This is a genomic window from Barrientosiimonas humi (genome assembly GCF_006716095.1).
Lineage (GTDB): Bacteria > Actinomycetota > Actinomycetes > Actinomycetales > Dermatophilaceae > Barrientosiimonas > Barrientosiimonas humi.
This window is the reverse complement of the sequence record NZ_VFOK01000001.1, coordinates 1,024,930-1,043,959: the sequence shown is the minus strand read 5'-3', so window position 1 is coordinate 1,043,959 and position 19,030 is coordinate 1,024,930. Positions and strand designations below refer to the sequence as shown.

The 19,030-nt window shown below is 73.4% G+C and carries 17 protein-coding genes; 9 read left to right on the top strand and 8 right to left on the bottom strand.

Features of this window, described 5'->3' with window-relative positions; genetic code table 11:
- Positions 1 to 50: 50 nt before the first annotated feature.
- Positions 51 to 1,718: a serine/threonine protein kinase gene (locus FB554_RS04895; protein WP_142004950.1), complete on the bottom strand. Its 1,668-nt coding sequence runs from the start codon at positions 1,716 to 1,718 to the stop codon at positions 51 to 53.
- Positions 1,719 to 1,809: 91 nt separating this feature from the next.
- Between FB554_RS04895 and FB554_RS04890 the strand changes: the two genes are divergently transcribed.
- Complete coding sequence (locus tag FB554_RS04890; RefSeq protein ID WP_142004949.1) at positions 1,810 to 3,003, top strand: citrate/2-methylcitrate synthase; 1,194 nt, start codon at positions 1,810 to 1,812, stop codon at positions 3,001 to 3,003.
- A 113-nt stretch (positions 3,004 to 3,116) separates the two neighbouring features.
- Here FB554_RS04890 and FB554_RS04885 read toward each other — a convergent pair whose 3' ends face one another.
- Positions 3,117 to 3,647 (bottom strand): ASCH domain-containing protein, encoded by a 531-nt coding sequence (locus tag FB554_RS04885; RefSeq protein ID WP_142004948.1) that lies wholly within the window; start codon positions 3,645 to 3,647, stop codon positions 3,117 to 3,119.
- 46 nt (positions 3,648 to 3,693) lie between these two features.
- The gene (locus FB554_RS04880) at positions 3,694 to 4,848 is read right to left on the bottom strand and encodes a citrate synthase (protein ID WP_142004947.1); all 1,155 of its coding nucleotides are present in this window, start codon (positions 4,846 to 4,848) and stop codon (positions 3,694 to 3,696) included.
- A 153-nt stretch (positions 4,849 to 5,001) separates the two neighbouring features.
- Between FB554_RS04880 and dhaK the strand changes: the two genes are divergently transcribed.
- From dhaK to dhaM, 3 genes are read left to right on the top strand one after another with little or no spacing between them, the layout of a single operon-like run.
- Entirely contained in the window at positions 5,002 to 6,003 is a 1,002-nt protein-coding gene (gene dhaK, locus FB554_RS04875) for a dihydroxyacetone kinase subunit DhaK (RefSeq protein ID WP_142004946.1), read from the top strand.
- Positions 6,003 to 6,641 carry a dihydroxyacetone kinase subunit DhaL gene (gene dhaL / locus FB554_RS04870; RefSeq protein ID WP_142004945.1) on the top strand — a complete coding sequence of 213 codons (639 nt, stop codon included), beginning with the start codon at positions 6,003 to 6,005 and terminating at the stop codon, positions 6,639 to 6,641. The genes dhaK and dhaL overlap by 1 nt, the downstream gene beginning before the upstream one ends.
- Complete coding sequence (gene dhaM / locus FB554_RS04865) at positions 6,638 to 9,118, top strand: dihydroxyacetone kinase phosphoryl donor subunit DhaM (protein ID WP_142004944.1); 2,481 nt, start codon at positions 6,638 to 6,640, stop codon at positions 9,116 to 9,118. Before dhaL ends, dhaM begins: the two co-directional genes overlap by 4 nt.
- On the opposite strand, the gene FB554_RS04860 is transcribed toward dhaM, so the two are convergent.
- Both FB554_RS04860 and FB554_RS04855 read right to left on the bottom strand, forming a co-directional pair.
- Positions 9,106 to 10,047 (bottom strand): PfkB family carbohydrate kinase, encoded by a 942-nt coding sequence (locus FB554_RS04860; RefSeq protein ID WP_142004943.1) that lies wholly within the window; start codon positions 10,045 to 10,047, stop codon positions 9,106 to 9,108. The genes dhaM and FB554_RS04860 overlap by 13 nt on opposite strands.
- Complete coding sequence (locus tag FB554_RS04855; RefSeq protein WP_211344646.1) at positions 10,044 to 10,439, bottom strand: winged helix-turn-helix transcriptional regulator; 396 nt, start codon at positions 10,437 to 10,439, stop codon at positions 10,044 to 10,046. Before FB554_RS04855 ends, FB554_RS04860 begins: the two co-directional genes overlap by 4 nt.
- A gap of 144 nt (positions 10,440 to 10,583) precedes the next feature.
- Between FB554_RS04855 and FB554_RS04850 the strand changes: the two genes are divergently transcribed.
- Together FB554_RS04850 and FB554_RS04845 are read left to right on the top strand one after the other, a co-directional pair.
- Positions 10,584 to 10,868 carry an alcohol dehydrogenase catalytic domain-containing protein gene (locus FB554_RS04850; RefSeq protein WP_142004941.1) on the top strand — a complete coding sequence of 95 codons (285 nt, stop codon included), beginning with the start codon at positions 10,584 to 10,586 and terminating at the stop codon, positions 10,866 to 10,868.
- Complete coding sequence (locus tag FB554_RS04845; RefSeq protein WP_170206783.1) at positions 10,841 to 11,479, top strand: zinc-binding dehydrogenase; 639 nt, start codon at positions 10,841 to 10,843, stop codon at positions 11,477 to 11,479. The genes FB554_RS04850 and FB554_RS04845 overlap by 28 nt, the downstream gene beginning before the upstream one ends.
- Before the next feature lie 720 nt (positions 11,480 to 12,199).
- Here FB554_RS04845 and FB554_RS04840 read toward each other — a convergent pair.
- Positions 12,200 to 13,216, bottom strand: coding sequence for a Gfo/Idh/MocA family protein (locus FB554_RS04840; RefSeq protein ID WP_142004939.1), 1,017 nt, complete (start codon positions 13,214 to 13,216; stop codon positions 12,200 to 12,202).
- Positions 13,213 to 15,411 (bottom strand): MMPL family transporter, encoded by a 2,199-nt coding sequence (locus FB554_RS04835; RefSeq protein WP_142004938.1) that lies wholly within the window; start codon positions 15,409 to 15,411, stop codon positions 13,213 to 13,215. Before FB554_RS04835 ends, FB554_RS04840 begins: the two co-directional genes overlap by 4 nt.
- Before the next feature lie 39 nt (positions 15,412 to 15,450).
- Between FB554_RS04835 and lipB the strand changes: the two genes are divergently transcribed.
- Positions 15,451 to 16,083 (top strand): lipoyl(octanoyl) transferase LipB, encoded by a 633-nt coding sequence (lipB, locus tag FB554_RS04830; protein WP_142004937.1) that lies wholly within the window; start codon positions 15,451 to 15,453, stop codon positions 16,081 to 16,083.
- A gap of 49 nt (positions 16,084 to 16,132) precedes the next feature.
- Here the strand turns inward: lipB and FB554_RS04825 are convergent, their stop codons facing one another.
- Positions 16,133 to 17,032 (bottom strand): hypothetical protein, encoded by a 900-nt coding sequence (locus tag FB554_RS04825; RefSeq protein ID WP_142004936.1) that lies wholly within the window; start codon positions 17,030 to 17,032, stop codon positions 16,133 to 16,135.
- A gap of 146 nt (positions 17,033 to 17,178) precedes the next feature.
- Here FB554_RS04825 and lipA point away from each other — a divergent pair, with 146 nt between their 5' ends.
- Positions 17,179 to 18,204 carry a lipoyl synthase gene (lipA, locus tag FB554_RS04820; protein ID WP_142004935.1) on the top strand — a complete coding sequence of 342 codons (1,026 nt, stop codon included), beginning with the start codon at positions 17,179 to 17,181 and terminating at the stop codon, positions 18,202 to 18,204.
- 5 nt (positions 18,205 to 18,209) lie between these two features.
- Entirely contained in the window at positions 18,210 to 18,983 is a 774-nt protein-coding gene (locus FB554_RS04815; protein WP_142004934.1) for a DUF4191 domain-containing protein, read from the top strand.
- The last annotated feature ends 47 nt before the right edge of the window (positions 18,984 to 19,030 follow it).

Here is a 19,030-nt window from a genome sequence, read left to right as displayed (position 1 = left end):
TCCGGTGCGCGAGGCCATCGCGGCCGAGCCGACCCGGCGCTCGGGCTGACTCACGCGGCGCGCCAGTCGGCGATGCGCCAGCCCTGCGGCGTGCGCTGCAGGGTGAGGCGCACCCGCTGACCCGCGCTGGCGGCGAAGCGGGCCGGGGCCGAACCCTCGACCCGGTAGGCCGACCGGTCGATGACCGCGACCACGTCGACCTGGTCGCCGCCGCGGCGGCCCGGGCTCTGGCCGCTCAGACGCGCCTCGCGCACCCGGAAGCTCAACCCCCGATAGCTCACCCCCATCGACGCCGCTGACCTCAGGTCGGCGGCGTCGCTGCGGAACGCGGCCGAGTCGACCACCAGCGCGGCGTCGAGCCCGCGGCCACTCCCCCAAGCCTTGGCCCGCTGGTCGACGAGTCCCTGGACGACGGCGCGCGGGTCGGCGCGCAGGGTTGCCGTCGGGTCCTGACCGGCTGGTGCAGCGGTAGGCGCGGGCGACGACGGCTGGGGCCGGTCCGGTCCGGCAGAGGTTCCAGGCGTGCGCTGCGCGGAGGGGCCAGGCGGAGCGGGGCGACTCTCCCGCGGCGGCGTCGTGCGGTTCTCCCGCGGCGGCACGGGGGCGATCGACGGCTTCGTGCGAGCAGCCGGGGTCGCCGCCGGTGCAGGCGCGGAAACCCCTGCCACCACACGGGACTCGCCGGTGCGTGATCCTGCCGGCCACACCACGACCAACCCGGCCACGAGGCCGGCGACGGCCGCGACCAGGAGCGACCGGCGTACGGCGGGGAGGCGGTGCCATGCCACCTCCGGCTCCGGCTCGGGGGCCGTCGCGCTCTCCCGGATGCGCTGGGTCAGACCGCTCCACGGGTCCAGCGGCGTCGGGGCCGCGCGCGACCCCTCCGACCCGGGCACCGGCGCCGGCTCGGCAGGTGCGGCGTCCCACAGCGCCAGCGCCAGCTCCCCGGCGCTCGGCCGCGCCTCGGGCGTGTGCGCGAGGCAGCTGAGCACGAGATCGCACACCTGCGGCGGCGCCTGCGGGGCGACGTCGGGCAGGTGCGGGCGCAGCGCGGCGGGCCCCGGCGCCTCCCCGACGAGGCAGGTCCACGCGAGGGCGCCGAGCGCGAACACGTCGGCGGCGGGCTCGGGCCGCTCCCCCGCGAGCACCTCGGGAGCCACGAACCCCGTGGTGCCCCAGAGCTGCGCGTCGTCGCCGGCCGCGAGGCGGGCGATGCCGAAGTCGGCCAGCAGCGGCTTGCCGTGGGCGTCGAGCAGCACGTTGGCCGGGCTCAGGTCGCCGTGCACGAGCCCCTGACCGTGCAGGTCGTGCAGCGTGCGGGCCAGCGGGGTGAGCACCGTGACCACCTCGCCCACCGTGAGATGCCCGCGGCCGGCCACCGCCGTGCCGAGCGACCCGCCCTCGGCCAGGTCGGTGATCATCGCCAGGCGCGGCACCGGACCGCTCGTGTCGAGCACGGTGTCGTGCAGGCGCAGCACGTGCTCGTGCTCGAGCCGCTGCAGGAACGCCGTCTCGGAGCACGCCTCCTCCACCGGCGCGAGCAGCACCTTCGCGGCCAGCCGCGCGTCGTCGGCCGCACGGGTGACCGCCCAGACCATCCCGCTCGCCCCGCTGCCCAGATGCGCGCCGACCCGGTAGCCGGGCAGGTCGGGCGGCTCCGGGCGTACGTCCTCGCCGACTCGGTCCAGGTCGTCACCGTCGTCCTCGTGCTGCCTCACCCTTGCGAGCCTGGCAGCGCGCAAGGCGCGAAAACGTTGTCCACAGGGGTTTTCTGAGCCGATCCGTCACGGTCTGCCTATCGTGGCCGGCATGGCCGATCGGGAGCGCGTGACGGTGGCGGCCGCCGCGGACCTGCTCGGCGTGCGACGCGAGACGGTCTACGCCTACATCAGCCGCGGGCTGCTCGACCGGTCTCACACCGTCGACGCGAACGGCCACCGCGCCTCGCTGCTCGACCGTGCGCAGGTGCAGGCGCTGGTCGAGCGCGGGCGACGCACCCGCGCGGGCAGCCTCGAGCTGCACCTCGACACGGCCATCACCGAGCTCGACCCGCAGGGGCGGCTGCTCTTCCGCGGCCTCGACGCGACGTCGTTGGCGACCGAGCGCAGCCTCGAGGACGTCGCCGAGATCCTCTGGCAGACAGGCAGATCGGGCGCTTGGTCGCCGCCGGACGGCCTCGACGAGGTCGTCACCCACGTCCACGCCGTATGCCCGCGCGGAGCCTCCCCGGCCGCTCGCGCCCGCGTCGCGCTGGGTCTGCTCGCAGCCCGCCCTGCACAGCCCTCGTCCGACGGCGACGCCGACGGCGACGGCAACGGCGCCGAGCTCGGGGCCGCCCGGGAGGCGATGGTTCTCGCCGCCTGTGCGCTGGGGCCGGAAGGGTCCGGGTGGCAGGGCGATCTGGCCACCACCGTGGCCCACGGGCTAAGCGTCCACGACCCGTCGCCGAGCACGGTCGACCTCGTGCGCCGCGCGCTCGTGCTGCTCGCCGACCACGAACTGGCGACCTCGACCATCGCGGTGCGCGCGGCAGCCGGCACGGGGGCCGCGATGCCCCTCGCGCTGCTCACCGGCGCGGCCGCGCTCGGCGGCCCCCGGCACGGAACCGCCTCACGTCCGGCCCTGGACCTGTGGACGCGCTGGATCGGCGACCGCGGCGCGGTCCTCCCCGAGATCGACCGCAGCACAGCCGGATTCGGTCACAAGGTCTATCGCGGAACCGACCCGCGCGCCGACCACCTGCTCGCCGAGCTCGGGCGGGACGACCCGGGGCTGGACCTGCAGGTCGAGGCGTTGCGGCTCGCCGCGCTGCAGCGCACCGGGATGGAGCCGAACGTCGACCTCGCCCTCGCCGTGCTCACGCAGGCCCGTGGGCTGCACCACGACGCCGGCGAGGCGATCTTCCTGGTCGGCCGGCTCGCCGGCTTCGCCGCGCACACCCTGGAGGAGCGACGGCAGCCGCTGCGCTTCCGGCCGCGGGCGGTCTACACCGGCCGACGCTGAGGCGGTGCTCGAGCAGGGGGTCTCGAGGAAGGGGTCTCGATACGTCGCTCGTCCCTCGCGACTACTCGACCGGCTTGGGCGGCTTGACTGTTCGACCGGCTTCGGCGCGTGGACTACTCGCCCGCCTTGGGCGGCTTGGGATAGAGCACCCTGAACCGTTCGATCACCACCGGCATCGAAGGGTCGAAATCCCTCTCGTGCGAACGGAACTCGCGGAAGAACCGCTCGTGCGTCTCGCGCCAGTGATCGAGCGACCGGTCCCCCTCGCCCTCGGCCGCGGCGTGCTCGGCGTCGACCCGGTCGAACGGCACCGTGGCGACCTCGGTCGTCACGATGAGCGCGACCGGCCGCTGATGGCCGTCGAGGACGATCGACATCTGCCCGACCTTCGGCAGCGGCTCGTCCTCGGCCTCGTAGTCCCACAGCGCGCTGGCGGTCGCCGTCTTGCGACCGTCGAGCACGAGCGCCGCGAGCTCGCCCGCCTGCTCCTGGGTGCCGCCGAACGACCAGGCCGGCGGCGGCACGGTCTCCAGCGGCGTCCTGCCGAAATAGGCCGGCGCCGGGTTGAGCCTCGCGTGGTTGCGCGCGGCCTCCCAGAAGACCTGGACGGCCTCTCCGACGTCGAGCTCGGTCTCGTCGCGCATACCGGCATGGTCGCACGGCACCAGACCGCCCGCCGGTGACCGGACGTCAGGGCAACGGCTGCGGCGCGGGCGGACCGACGTACCTCGAGCTCGGCCGGATGATCTTGCGCTGCTGCGCCTGCTCCAGGACGTGGGCGGTCCAGCCGACGACCCGGCTCACCGCGAAGGTCGGGGTGAACATCGACCGCGGGATCCCGCACGACTGCATGACGACGCCGGCGTAGTACTCCACGTTGGCACGCAGCACCCGCTCCGGCTTGTGCTCCGCCAGCGCGCGCACGACCTCCGCCTCGGCCGCCACGGCCAGCTCGGCGGTCGGTCCACCGAGCTCGATCACGGTCTCCCGCAGCAGCTCCGAGCGTGGGTCGGGACCGCGATAGATCGCGTGCCCGAAGCCCATCACCCGCTCCCCCGACCGCAGCTGCTCGAGCGCCCACGGGTAGGCGTTGTCGACGGTGCCGATGGCATCCAGCGCGTCGAGCGCCCTCGAGGGCGCACCGCCGTGCAGCGGTCCGGAGAGCGCGCCGATGCCGCCGACGACGCAGGCCGCCAGGTCGGCGCCGGTCGAGGCGATCACGCGCGCGGTGAACGTCGAGGCGTTGAAGCCGTGGTCGACGGTGAGGCAGAGGTATCGGCTGATCGCGCGCACGTGCGCCTCGCGCGGCTCCTCGCCGCTGAGCAGCCACAGATAGCTCCCGACCACGCCCAGCTCCGGGCGCGGCGCGAGCGGCTGCGCGCCCTGCGCGAGCCGGTGGGCGGCGGTGACCAGCCACGGCACGATCGCGGCGACGCGCACGGCGTCCGCCGTCCGTTGCTCGGGGTCGAGGTCCCACAGCGGCCGCAGCCCGGTGAGCGCGCCGTACGCCGACAGCGCCGTGCGCAGCGACATCAGCGGGTCGGCGCCGCCACCGACGCGCCGCAGCACCTCGGTCAGCTCCCGGCGTACGTCCTCGGCCGGCTCCGCGGCCGCCGCCACCTCGGCAGCCCAGGCCCGGGCCTGCGCCGCGTCCGGGAGCGTGCCGCGGACCATCAGGTGCCAGACCTCCTCGAAGGTGACGTGCCGTGCCAGGTCGAGGGCGTCGTACTGCCGGTAGTGGAAGAAGCCGTCGTCGCCGCGCACGTCACCGACGGCGGTGTCGGCGACGACGACCCCGGCGAGTCCGGGCGGAGTGACGATGGGCTGGGGCGTAGTGGTGGTCATGGCGCCACGGTCGTGCCGCCGGCTGCGGGGGCCAACGTTGATCGGATCAACGTCGGGCGGCGCAGGTCACACAGGACGAGGTGGACGAAGGGCTGCGCGCGGCAGCGCTGGACGGCAAGATCGAGGGGGTACCCGCCACGAAGGAGCCGCGACGTGAAGAAGATCATCAACGACCCCGACGAGGTGGTCAGCGAGGCGCTGGCCGGGATGGCGCAGGCGCACCCCGACCTGATCACCGTGCGCACCAAGCCCGACTACGTCGTGCGCGCCGACGCACCCGTGGAGGGCAAGGTCGCGCTGGTGTCGGGCGGCGGCTCGGGCCACGAGCCGCTGCACGGCGGGTTCGTCGGCCGCGGGATGCTCTCGGCGGCCGCGCCCGGCGCCGTGTTCACCTCACCCACGCCCGACCAGGTGCTGGCCGCGACCCAGGCGGTCGACGGCGGCGCGGGCGTGCTGCACATCGTGAAGAACTACACCGGCGACGTGCTCAACTTCGAGACCGCCGCCGAGCTGGCCGCAGCCGAGGACATCGAGGTGCGCTCGGTGATCGTGGACGACGACGTCGCCGTGAAGGACTCCACCTTCACCGCCGGCCGCCGCGGCGTCGCCGGCACCGTCCTGGTCGAGAAGATCGCCGGCGCCGCGGCCGAGCGCGGCGACTCCCTCGACGAGGTGACCGCGGTCGCCGAGAAGGTCGTCCGCCAGGTGCGCTCGATGGGTGTCGCGCTCACGCCGTGCACCGTGCCGCACTCGGGCGAGCCGTCGTTCGAGCTCGGCGACGACGAGATCGAGCTCGGCATCGGCATCCACGGCGAGCCCGGCCGCGAGAAGGTCAAGCTGCAGCCGGCCGACGCCATCGTCGAGACGCTGCTGACCGCGATCGTCGACGACCTGCCGTACGCCGAGGGCGACCAGGTGCTCCTGTTCGTCAACGGGATGGGCGGCACGCCGGTCATCGAGCTGTACCTCGCGTACAACAGTGCCCGAAAGTTCTTGTCCGACAAGGGGATCGAGGTCAGCCGGTCGCTCGTCGGCAACTACATCACGTCATTGGAGATGCAAGGAATGTCGATCACCCTGCTGCGGCTGGACGAGCAGCTCACCGAGCTGTGGGACGCCCCGGTCAGCACCATCGCCCTGCGACGGGACGCCTGATGGCGAGCTGCGACGCCGCCGCGACCGCCGCTGCGGTGCGGCAGATGGCCGAGACGATCGAGCAGCACCACACCGAGCTCACCCATCTCGACCGCGAGATCGGCGACGGCGACCACGGCGCCAACCTGGTGCGCGGGTTCCGCGCGGTGGTCGAGAAGCTCGACGCCGACGAGCCCGGCACGCCCGGCGCGGTGCTCAAGCTCGTGGCGACGACGCTGATCTCCACGGTCGGAGGGGCGTCGGGTCCGCTGTTCGGCACCGCGTTCCTGCGCGCGGCGACGAAGGTGGGCGACGCCGAGACCCTCGACGCGGCAATGGTTTCCGACGCGCTGTCGGCCGCGGCCGAGGGCGTCGTGGCGCGCGGCAAGGCTGCCGTCGGAGACAAGACGATGATCGACGCGTTCGAGCCCGCGGTGCAGGCCGCCCAGTCTGCGGCCGAGGAAGGGTCGGTGGCCGACGTGCTCGAGGCCGCGGCCGCCGCCGCGGAGCAGGCAGCCTCGGAGACCGCCCCGCTGGAGGCGCGCAAGGGGCGCGCGTCCTACCTCGGTGAGCGCTCGGTGGGTCACGTCGACCCCGGAGCCCAGAGCACGGCGTACCTCCTGCGCAGCCTCGCGACCAGCGCCTCCAGCGCGGGATGAGCGTCGGACTCGTCGTCGTCTCGCACAGCGCGCAGGTGGCGGAAGGTGTCGTCGAGCTCGCCTCGCAGATGGCGCCGTCGGTGCGCCTCGTCGCGGCCGGTGGTGACGGCTCGGGCGGCGTGGGCACGTCGTTCGACCTGATCAGCACGGCGCTCGACGAGGCCGACACCGGTGACGGGGTCGCGATCCTGTACGACCTCGGCTCGGCGCTGCTGACCACCGAGATGGCGCTGGAGATGGCCGATCCGGACGTTGCCGAGCGGCGGGTGATCGTCGAGGCCCCCGTGGTCGAGGGCGCGATCGCCGCTGCCGTCGCCGCCGAGGGCGGCGGTGGGCTGAGCGCCGTGGTGGCTGCTGCGCGGGAGGCCGGCGGCGATGCGGGCGCGGATGGTGGCGGCGCGGGCGCGGTTGGTGCAGCGGGTGGCGACGCGGGCGCGGTTGGTGGCGGCGCGGGTGCCGGCGGGGCGGACGCTGACGGTTCCGAGCGCGGTGCTGCTGCCGGCCCGGCCGCGACCACCCGCACGGTCGAGATCGTGAATCCGCTTGGCCTGCATGCGCGTCCGGCCGCCGAGCTGGCACGCCTGGTGTCCTCCTCGGCGGTCCCGGTGACCGTGTCGGTCGAGGGCAAGAGTCCGGTCGACCTGCGCTCGGTGATGTCCGTCGTACGCCTCGGCACCCGCGCCGGTGACCAGGTCACCCTGGAGGCGTCGGGGGACGGAGCCGAGGCCGTGCTCGACCAGGTCGCGGAGGCCGTTCGCGCCGGGTTCGGCGAGGCGGGCATCGACGCACCGTCCGGCGTAGGAGGCACGGGCGGCACGAACGACAAGGCGAGCCCGGGCGACGCTGAGAGGTCACTTGTCGCCGGTGCCACCGCCGGCGCACCCACCAGAATTGACCTTTCGGCAACGACCGCCGGTACGCCCGCCTCCCCCGGTCTCGCCGTCGGCCCGGCGCACCGCCTCGGCGACCTGCCGGACGACCTTCCCGCACCGTCCCGGGTCGGCGAGCCGGCCGAGGAACGGGAACGGCTGAGCGACGCGGTCGACGTCGCGGCAGCCGAGCTCGACGGCGGCGACGACCTGGCCCAGGCGCACGCCGCGATCCTGCGTGATCCCTCGCTGCTCGACGCGGCGGTCGCCGACCTGTCCGACGGCGCGGCGCAGTCGTGGTGGCGGGAGGTCCGACGGCTTGCCGACGACCTGGCGGCCAGCGACGACGAGGTCGTGGCCGCTCGTGCCATCGACGTGCGCGAGGCGGGTGCCCGGGTGCTGCGCCACCTGGGCGTCGAGGTGTCGCGCATCGACGAATCCGTCAGCGGCGCAGTGGTGCTCGCCGACGAGGTCGGCCCGGCCGAGGTCACCGAGCTGGTCGAGCAGGGCGCCGTCGGGGTTGCCCTCGGCGGCGGCTCCCCCACCGCGCACGCGGTGGTCGTCGCGCGCGGGCTGGGGCTCCCCATGGTGATCCGGTTCCCCCGCGTCGACGACGTCGACGAGGGCGCGCAGGTGGTCCTCGACGGGGCGGACGGCACGGTCGCGATCGACCCGCCGGCCGATGACGTACGTCGGGCTCGGGAGCGCGCCGAAGCGCAGGATCGGCGCACGGCCGAGCTGCGCGAGCAGGCCGTGGAACCCGTTGATTTCCAGGGACGTTCGGTTCTCGTGGCCGCCAATGTGGGGTCAGTCGCCGACGCGCGAGCGGCGGTGGCCAACGGCGCCGACGGGGTCGGGTTGCTGCGCACCGAGCTGCTCGTGCTCGACCGCGAGACCTATCCCGACGAGGACACCCAGCGCGACGACCTGACCGAGATCCTCGACGTGCTGGGCGACCGGCCCGTCGTGGTGCGGGTGCTCGACGCAGGCGGGGACAAGCCGGTGCGCACGCTCGACGTGACCCCTGAGCACAACGGGTTCCTGGGGATCCGCGGGTTGCGCTACCTGCTCGCCCACCCCGAGCTGCTGCACACGCAGCTGCGCGCGATCGCGCGCGCCTCGGTCGGGCACCGCGTCTCGGTGATGGCGCCGATGGTGACGACGGTCGAGGAGGCCCAGGCCTTCCGCGAGGCGGTCGAGGCGGCCGTGGCGTCGCTGGTGTCTGACGGTGTCGAGCACGCCGCACCCGAGGCGGTCGGCATCATGGTCGAGGTGCCGGCGGCGGCGCTGACCGTCGAGGAGTTCGCCGACGTGGTGGATTTCGTGTCGGTCGGGTCGAACGACCTCGCCGCCTATCTCAGCGCCGCGGACCGCACCGAGCCCGACCTCGCGCCGCTGCTCGACCCCGACTCCTCCGCGATGAAGCGGGTGCTCGACGCGCTGACCGAGCAGGCGGCCAGCCGCGGCATCCCTGTCGCGGTCTGCGGCGAGATGGCCGGCGATCCGGGCCTCGCCATGTCGCTGCTCGCCCGGGGCGTCTGGGAGGTCTCGATGGCGCCGGCGCGCATCCCGGCCGTGAAGGACGCGATCCGCCGCTACGGCCGCTGACCCTCCTCGGCCGCGAGGAACGCGTCGATCTCGGCGCGGGTCGGGGCGGTCGCCGGCCCCTCACGGGTGACCTTGATGGCGCCGGCCGCGTTCCCGCGGCGCGCGGCCGTGACCCAGTCGGTGCCCTGCGCGGCCTCGGCGACCAGCACACCCGTGTGCGCGTCGCCAGCACCGTTGGTGTCTATGGGCTTTCGTGGATATCCGGGTACGTCGGTGCTGGCTCCGCGCTCGTGCACCACGCACCCGGCGGGCCCGTCTCGAACGATCACGACCGCGCCCTCGGGGAGCAGGCTCGCGACGGCACGCGCCGCCTGCGCCAGGTCGATCTCGTCACCGGCGCCGACCAGGGCGCGAGCCTCGTCGGCGTTCGAGGTCCACACGGACGTACGGGCCAGCACCCGCTCGCGCAGGGCAGGCTCGAGATCGGCGAAGATCGCGCCGGGGTCGAGGACGACGAGGGCTCCGGGGTCGAGCGTGTCGAGCCACTCCAGCAGGGGATCGCGCGTGCGGCCGACGAGCGAGTAGCCGGTCAGGCACACGAGATCGCCCGGCCTCGGTTCCGAGGCGGCGAGCCCGTCGACGGTGAGCAGTCGCTCGGCCGCGCGCGTCGTGACGAACGTCCGCTCCCCCGTCGGTTCGACCATGACCACGCACACGCCGGAGTCGAGGTCGGCGACCGGTTCGGCCACGACGGAGACGCCCTCGGCCTCGAGCGCGGACCGGATCAGGTCGCCGTTGGGCCCGGTTCCGTGCGCACCCGCCAGCACGCACTCGGCGCCCGAACGCGCTGCTGCCAGAAGGATGTTCACCGAACCGGCGGCATAACGGGTGCCCTCGTCGGCCATGACGTTGCCACCGCGGCGTGGGAGGTCGTCGACGCGCAGCACCAGGTCGACGAGCGCCTGACCGGTGTGGATGACCCGGCTCATGCGTCGGCGCCCGCGTCGTACGCCGCGCGCGCCTCGGCGATCTCGGTGATGTGCTGCTCGGCCCATCCCTTGAGCAGCCGAATCTGTTGCTGCAGAGAGGAACCCAGCGGTGTGAGGGCATATGCGACGGTGACCGGCACCGTCGGGGTCACGCTGCGCACGACGAGCCCGTCGCGCTCGAGGTTGCGCAGGGTCTGGGTCAGCATCTTGGGGCTCACGCCCGCGATCCGCCGCGCCAGCTCGGAGTAGCGCTGCTCCCCGTCGGCCAGCGCGCACAGCACGAGCGCGACCCACTTGTCACTGATCCGTTCGAGCACCTGCCGGCTGGGGCAGACCGCGAGATAGGCGTCGTAGTCCAGCTTCGCCTGGCTGCGGCGCTGCGCCGCGGTCATCGTCGGCACGGTCGGACCCCTCTCGGCCGGGCGCGCGCCCCCGCGGAACGCAACGCACTCTCAGGTAACTACTTCCCTTTGGATAGCACCGCTGTCGAGAGTAGTTCACGTCAGATCCGCGCGCCACGACCAAGGAGCATCTCCATGCGTGCACTCCAGACCGATCAGCACGGCGGCCTACGTCTCGCCGAGGTGGAGCCCGAGCCGCTTCCCGACGACGCCGTGCGCATCAAAGTCACCGCGGCGGGCATCAACCCCGTCGACACCTACGTCCGCGCCGGCTACGCCCTCGAACAGGGCTGGGCGCCCGACGAGCCGCAGGGGCTCGGGTGGGACGTGGCGGGGACCGTGACCGAAGTGGGCCCCGGCGTTGCCGATCCGTCGCTGCGCCAAGGATTCGGGTGGCCGGGCTCGTCCCCGGAGCCGTGAAGGAGCGCGGTGGGCAGTCCACGGAGATCGTCGCTCCGGCCGCTGACGTCGCCGCCCTGCCCGACGCGCTCGACGACGTCGCCGCGGCTTCGGTACCGCTCAACAGCCTCACCGCCGACCAGGCGCTGGCGTTGCTCGACGACCTCGACGCCCCTGACCGGACGCTCCTGGTCACCGGCGCGGCCGGCGGGGTGGGCGGCTACGCCGTGCCGCTCGCCGTTCAGCGCGGCTGGAACGTGGTCGGCCTGGCTCGGGAGACCGACCGCGAGTACGTCGAGAGCGTCGGCGGCCGGCTCGTCACCAGCCTCGACGGTGTCGAAGTCGACGCGGCGCTCGACGCGGGGAACCTCCGGGCGCGGGCCCGCGATGTCGTACGTCCTGGCGGCCGGCTCGTCGAGGTCGTCACCGGCACCACCGAACCGTCCGACGCGGTCGAGGTCCGCTCCGTCAGGGTGCAGCCCGACGGAGTCCGGCTCGCCCAGCTGCTCGCAGCCACCGCCGACGGCTCGTTGCCTGCCCGGGTACGCGAGACGTACCCCTTGGCAGAGTTCGACCGCGCCTACGACGCGTTCGGCCAGGGCGGCCGCGGCCGCGTTGTCCTGCTTCCCTGAGCCTCGACCACACAGCGCGCTGCTGCGAAAACCCATGTCCAGCAACGGTTTCGCTGCAGACCGAGCGCTGTTCGCGAACGCAGATCGGGCGATGCCGTCCATCACGGTTCGAGCGTTCCGGCTCATGCGGTGTCGCTCAGGCGGGGTTGTTGGGGCATGCGGCCGGGGGTGAGGTCCCAGCGGACGCGGCCGTTGGTCAGGGTGCGGCAGAGCGCACGTCCCAACGGTCCTCCGCCGGGCAGTGCGCTGCGGATGGTCACGGTGCGCCGGACCTCCGCTGAAGGGTGCGCGGTGCGCCGGTCACGCTGTGCCGGACCTCCGCCGAACAGTGCGGCAGAGCGCACTACCCGACGGTCCTCCGCCGAAGCGTGCGCGGTGCGCCGGTCACGAGGTGCCGGACCTCCGCCGAACAGTGCGGCAGAGCGCACTACCCGACGGTCGTCCGCCGAAGGGTGCGGCGCGGCCTGGCCACGCGTCGCACGCTGTGCCGGACCTCCGCCAAGGCGTGCGCTGCAGGCCGGTCACGATGCAGCGGACCTCCGCTGCAGGGTGCTCGCGCTCGCGCGGACAACCCCCGCCGGCCGCTGGTGCACCACACGCCCCAACGAAGAGGGGCCGGCGAGCTTGCTCCCCGAGCCCTCCGGACGCCGCTTCCTGCGCCGCGACGCGCCACCTGCACCACCGGCTCGCGTCACCGACCAAGACCCTCCCCGCCCGCGCTCAGCCGAGCGTGACCACCTGGTGCTCGGCGGCGCTGCGGCGGGCGGCGTCGATCACCGCGAGCACGTGCACCGCGTCCGCCGGGTCGACCGGCATCGCGGCCTGCGGGTCCGGGGCGCCCAGCGCCGCGACCACCGCGCGATAGAAGTCGGCCTGGTCGGAGGGCGCGGCCGCGACGGGCGTACGCTCCACGCCCCGCACGAGCCAGCCGGCCTGGTCGGGTTCCTGGGTGAGATCGGGGTAGACGCTCAGCTCCTGCTCGAAGGAGTCGAGCAGGTAGGCGCCGGCCGTGCCGAGCACGCGCACCCGCGGCCCGGGCGCGCCGGCGAGCGACGTGGCGCCGAGATGCGACACGACCCCGCTCGCGTGCTCCGCGACCACGAACGCGTCGTCCTCGGCCGGGGTCGACCGCGCCGCGACCTCGGCGAACACCCGCTCCACCGGCCCGAACAGGTTCACCGACGCGTCCACCAGGTGCGTGTGCAGGTCGAGCAGGATGCCCCCGCCGTCGACCGCCGTGGCGTTCTCGCGCCACCGCTGCTTGGGGACGGGCCGCCAACGCTCCCAACGGAACTCGTGCCGGAACACCTCGCCCAGCGTCCCCTCCAGCAGGAGCCTGCGCAGCGTCGTGTGCTGAGGGTCGAACCGCCGGTTCTGGAAGACGGTGAGCGGGACGCCGACATCCCGCGCCCGCCGTACGACCGTGGCCGCCTGAGCCTCGTCGACCGCCAACGGCTTGTCGACCACGACCGGCCGTCCCGCCTCCAGGCACGCCGTCACGTGCTCGGCGTGCTGCCCACTGGGCGTTGCCAGCACGACGAAGTCGACGTCGTCCCGCGCGAGCAGCGCCGTGAGATCGGGTTCGACCTCGGTGCCGGGCAGCTCGGCCCGCACCTCCGCCGCCCGCTCGGGGTTCGACGTGCTCACGGCCACGATGTCGACCCCCGCCGCCTGCAGCAGCGGCGCGTGGATGCCTCGTCCGGCCGAGCCGTACCCGGCCAGCGCTGCACGTGTCATGCGTCCTCCTCCGTCGCCTTGTTCTCCGAAACCTTCGCAGCGTTCTCCGAAACCTTCGCAGCCTTCTCGCGAGCCAGCCGCGACGGCCACCAGACCTTCGGCCCGGTGACCAGCGTCAGCGCCGGAACGAGCAGCGAGCGCACCACGAGCGTGTCGAGCAGCACCCCGAACGCCACCAGGAACGCGACCTGCAGCAGGAACAGCAACGGGATCACGACGAGCGCCGAGAACGTCGCTGCCAGAACGATTCCCGCGCTCGTGATCACCCCGCCGGTGACCGCGAGCGCCAGCAGCGTGCCGCGTCTGGTGCCGTACCTGCCCGACTCCTCCCGTGCCCTGGTCATCAGGAAGATGGAGTAGTCGACGCCGAGCGCGACGAGGAAGACGAAGGCGTACAGCGGGATCTGCGGGTCGACGCTCGGCAGGTCGAGCAGCCCGAACACCAGCGCCGCCACCCCGAGCGTCGCGGCGAACGACAGCACGTTGGCGACCACCAGCAGCAGCGGCGCCACCACCGCCCGCAGCAGCACCGCGAGCACGATCGTGACGACGAGCAGGATCACCGGCACGATCAGCCGCAGGTCGCGGTTGCTCGCCTCGCGCAGGTCGAGCGCGCTCGCCGTCGGGCCGCCCACGAGCAGCTCGGGACTGATCTCGTCCAACGACCCGCGCAGCCGCTGCACCGACTCCTCGGCCGGTTGCGAGTCGGCCGGGTCGTCGAACGTCACCTGCACCACCGTGCGGCCACCGATCGACGGACCGGGCTGCGCGCTGGAGACGCCGTCGGTGTTGCTCGCGAGCTGCACCACCTGCGGCACCTGCGCCGTCGTGGCGACCACGGTCGCCGGCGAGCCCGCACCGTCAGGGAAGAACCGCTCCAGCTCCCGCTGCCCCGTGACCGAGTCGACGCTGGTGCGGAAGATGTCGGTCTGCCGCACGGCGCCCACGTCGAGCATCGGCGCCGCAGCGGCGCACGCGAGCAGCCCGACCGTCACGCCCACGAGCACGGCCCGCGGCCGGCGCCCGACCGTGCGCGCCACCCGGGTCCAGATCCCGCGCCCGCGCAGGTCGATGTCGTGCTGGGCCTGGTCGTCGTGCCGCGGCACCGCCGGCCAGAAGATCCGCCGGCCCGCCAGCACCAGCACCGACGGCAGAAAGGTCAGCGCCGACAGCAGCGCCCCGGCGATCCCGAGCGCACCGACCGGCCCGAGGCTGCGGGTGTTGCCGAGCTCGGAGAAGGACAGGCACAGCAGACCGAGGACGACCGTGGCGGCGCTCGCAGCGATCGGCTCGAGCGAGGCGCGCCACGCCACGCGCATCGCGTCCATGGGCCGCTCGTGCCGGTGCAGCTCCTCGCGATAGCGGCTGACCAGCAGCAGCGCGTAGTCGGTCGCCGCGCCCACCACGAGGATGAACAGGATCCCCTGGCTCTGGCCGCTCAGCTCGAGCGTGCCGCGATCGGCGAGCGGATAGATCACCAGCGCCGCGAGCGCCAGGCCGAACACCGAGCTGACCAGCACCGCGATCGGCAGCAGCGGGCTGCGATAGACCAGCAGCAGGATCACGAACACCACGCCGAGCGCGACCAGGAGCAGCAAGCCGTCGATCCCGGCGAAGGCGCTCTCCAGGTCGGTGATGAACCCGCCGGGCCCGGTGACGTACGCCGTCAGCCCGGCGGGCTCGAGCACCCGCTCGCTCACGCCGCGCAACCGGTCGCCGGCGAGCGTGATCGGGGAGTCCTCTCCGATCATCTGCTCGGCGCGATCGGCACGAAGGCTGATGATCGCGAGCACCGCCTCGGGCCGCTGCGGGTCGTTCGGCACCACCACCGGTTGCGGCTGGGCGAGGTAGTCCGAGAGCGGATGCCCCGGCGCCAGCTCGCCCGCGGCGACCTCGGAGGCGAACCGCTGCACGGCCGTACGATCGCTCGGCCTCAGCCCGCCGTCGCGGCTGACCACGACGAAGTACGGAATCGTCGCCGGGCTCAGGTCCGCCGCCTCGGCCGCGGCGCGGGTCGACTCCGCCTCCCCCGGCAGGAACGACGCGTTCTCGTTCTCCTGCACGCTGGACAGCTGCCCCACCGTGGGACCACCGATACCTCCGATCACCAGCCAGGCGATCACGAGGGCCAGCAACCACCACCGGCCGCGACCGGCCCCTCGATCCGACCGGGCGAGGTGGCGGGGTGATGGCATGCGGACACCCTAGGTCGCGCCGGGCGTACCGTGGTGCGCATGCAGATCGAGCACCTCGGCTTCGCCCCCGACTACGTCGACTACCAGCACGCCTGGGACGTCCAGCGCGAGGTGCACGCCCGGGTCGTGGCCGGTGAGCAGCCTGACACGACGCTGCTGCTGGAGCACGCCGCCGTCTACACCGCGGGCAAGCGCACGGAGCCGCACGAGCGCCCGTTCGACGGCACCCCGGTCATCGACGTCGACCGCGGCGGCAAGATCACCTGGCACGGTCCCGGCCAGCTCGTGGGCTACCCGATCGTCCGGCTGCCCGACCCGGTCGACGTCGTGGGGCACGTACGCCGGCTCGAGCAGCTGATGATCGACGTCTGCGCGGATCTCGGGCTGGGCGACGCCACCCGCGTCGAGGGGCGCAGCGGCGTCTGGCTCGCCGCCGACGGCGCTCGCCCGGAGCGCAAGCTCGGGCAGATCGGCATCCGGGTCAGCCAGGACGTGACCATGCACGGCTTCGCCCTCAACTGCGACTGCGACCTGTCGTGGGCGCAGACCATCGTGCCGTGCGGCATCCCCGACGCCGGCGTCACGACGCTCTCCCAGGAGCTGGGCCGCGACGTCACCGTCGCCGAGGTGCTCCCGTTCGTCGAGAAGCGCCTCCCCGACGTGATCGCCTGAAAGCTGGTCGAGTAGCCACGAGGCCCTAGCCGCAAGGCGAATCGAGACCTCACGCCAGCGGAAGCTGCTGCCCCACCCGCGTCACCTGGTCGTGCAGGGCGAGCAGCTGCTGCTCGGCCGGGCCGGGCGGCGGGCCGGCGCGCCAGACCAGCCGGCAGGTGGCGTACGCCGCGCTCTTGTCCACATATCCGGTGATCCAGTCCTGGAACCGGCGGTCGTCCGCGGGCGAGCGGTGCGGCCAGGGCACGGTGAGCGCCCAGTGCCGCACCCGCCACGGCTTCGGCGTGAGCCGCGCGCGATAGGTCTCGTGCGTCGCGCACAGCAGCACGTAGATCGGATCGCTGCGCAGGTCGTTCAGCGCCTGCTCGGCGGCCGCGCTGCCCGCGGGAAGGTCGGCGCCGGTCACGAGCACCCGCAGACCGGCGTTCGTCCGATACACGTGCACGCCCCAGTCGGGGTGCGCGGCGGCCCACTGCTGGATGCGCAGCATCGCCGCCTGCTCGGCCTGCTCGTCCGCCGACGGCGCCACCTGCTCCACGTCGCGCCGCCCGAACAGCCGGCCCAGCAGCCCACCCGGCTCGGTGACCTGGAACAGCGGGCCCCGCCTGCGGGCCACCGCCAGGTCGACGTCGGCGATCAGCATCCGGTCGGTGTTGAGCACGTCGGTGCCGTAGCGGTTGCGGGTCACCTGCGCGATCAGGGTCCCGTCGGGCGTGGTGACGTCGGCGAGGATCGGCTCGCGCAGCGGGGTGCGGGGGTAGTAGTCCCACCCGAGCTCCTGCCCGGTGCGCACCTTGGTGATCACCTGCTGCAGCCGCTCGCGCGCCTGCGCGGCGGCGTCCTCGACCGACACGTCCGACCAGCCCCACTTGCGCAGGAACCAGTGGTGGCCCTCGGGAGTCTCGACGCCGGACTCGGCCGCGGACCAGAACCTCGGTGTCGCCTTCACGGTGGCCAGCCTGGCAGAGCCGGCCGTGCAACCGACGTCACATCAGCGGCTCGCCCACCCGGACGTACGATGGTGGTCGGCGTGTCCCGCCCCCGCCCCGGGGCAGCAATCCGACCGCCGAGCACCGACCGGCAAGGGAGCCGAACGTGACCGTCGCACCCGAGGGACGACGCATGCTGCGCGTCGAGGCGAAGAACGCCGAGACCCCCATCGAGCGCAAGCCGAGCTGGATCCGCACCACCGCCAAGATGGGCCCGGAGTACACCGCGATGACCGCGCGGGTGAAGGGCCAGGGCCTGCACACGGTGTGCCAGGAGGCGGGCTGTCCCAACATCTTCGAGTGCTGGGAGGACCGCGAGGCGACCTTCCTCATCGGCGGTGACGTGTGCACCCGCCGCTGCGACTTCTGCGACATCGCGACCGGCCGCCCCACCGAGCTCGACATGGACGAGCCGCGCCGGGTCGCCGAGTCGATCCGCGAGATGGGCCTGCGCTACGCCACGGTCACCGGCGTCGCCCGCGACGACCAGCCCGACGGCGCCGCGAAGCTCTACGCCGAGACGATCCGCCAGATCCACGAGCTCAACCCGCACACCGGGGTCGAGATCCTGCCGCCCGACTTCGGCGCCAAGCCCGAGCTGGTCGGCATGGTGTTCGACGCGCGCCCGGAGGTGTTCGCGCACAACCTCGAGACGGTGCCGCGCATCTTCCGCCGCATCCGCCCGGCGTTCACCTACGAGAAGTCGCTGCGCGTGCTGACCATGGCGCACGAGCAGGAGCTGGTCACCAAGTCCAACCTCATCCTCGGGATGGGCGAGGAGGACCACGAGGTCGAGCAGGCGCTGGTCGACCTGCACGAGGCCGGCTGCGACATCCTCACCATCACGCAGTACCTCCGCCCCTCCAAGCTGCACCACCCGATCGACCGGTGGGTCAAGCCCGAGGAGTTCGTGCACTGGTCGGAGCGCGCCCAGGAGATCGGGTTCAAGGGCGTCATGGCCGGGCCGCTGGTGCGCTCGTCCTACCGGGCCGGCCGGCTTTACGTGCAGACGATGGCGGCGTACGGCCGTCCGCTCCCCGCGCACCTGTCTCACCTGGCCGAGGCGGCCGGCGACCCCGCGCGCCAGGAGGCGTCGTCGTTGCTGGCGGCCCCCGCGCGGCACGTATCCTGACCCTCATGTCCGAGACCCCCGAGAAGACGTCGCGCTTCCGCCGCAAGCGCAAGCAGAAGGACCCCAGCAGCCCGGGCCGCGGCGCCCAGATCAAGCAGGTCTACCGCCAGGCGAAGGCCCAGGACCCCAACATCGGGCTCTGGATGCTGCTGGCGTTCCTGGTGGTCTTCGGCGTCTTCGTCCTGATCGGGTTCCTCGTCGGGCACCCGGTCTACCTCGGGATCATCGGCGTCATGCTCGGCCTGGTCGCGGCCATGTTCATGCTGGGCAAGCGGGCCGAGCGCGCCGCCTACAAGCAGATCTCCGGTACGCCCGGCGCCACCGGCGCGGTCCTGTCGTCGCTGCGCCGGGGCTGGTTCTACGAGCAGGAGCCGGTCGCGGCCGAGGCGGGCGGACGTACGCGCAACATCCGTGACATCGGCAACGCCGCGATGGTCTTCCGGGCCGTGGGGCGGCCCGGCGTGGTGCTGATCGCCGAGGGCCCCAAGGGTGCCGCGATCAAGCTGCTGAACTCCGAGAGCAAGAAGGTCACCCGCGTCGCCGGCCCGGAGGTGCCGGTGCACACGCTGCGGGTCGGGCAGGGCGACGACACCGTCCCCGTCGACGCGTTGACCAAGCGGATGAACAAGCTCGAGAAGAAGCTGACCAAGCCCGAGGTCGACGCGGTGACCAAGCGGCTGCGCGCCCTCGGCGGCGCCAAGCCCCCGATCCCGCAGGGCATGGACCCGCGCAACGCCAAGGCCAGCAAGGTCGACCGCAAGGCCATGCGCGGCCGCTGACGAGCGCGCAGCGCAGGTCGCGGGTCGAGCTTGCGAGGCACGCGGCC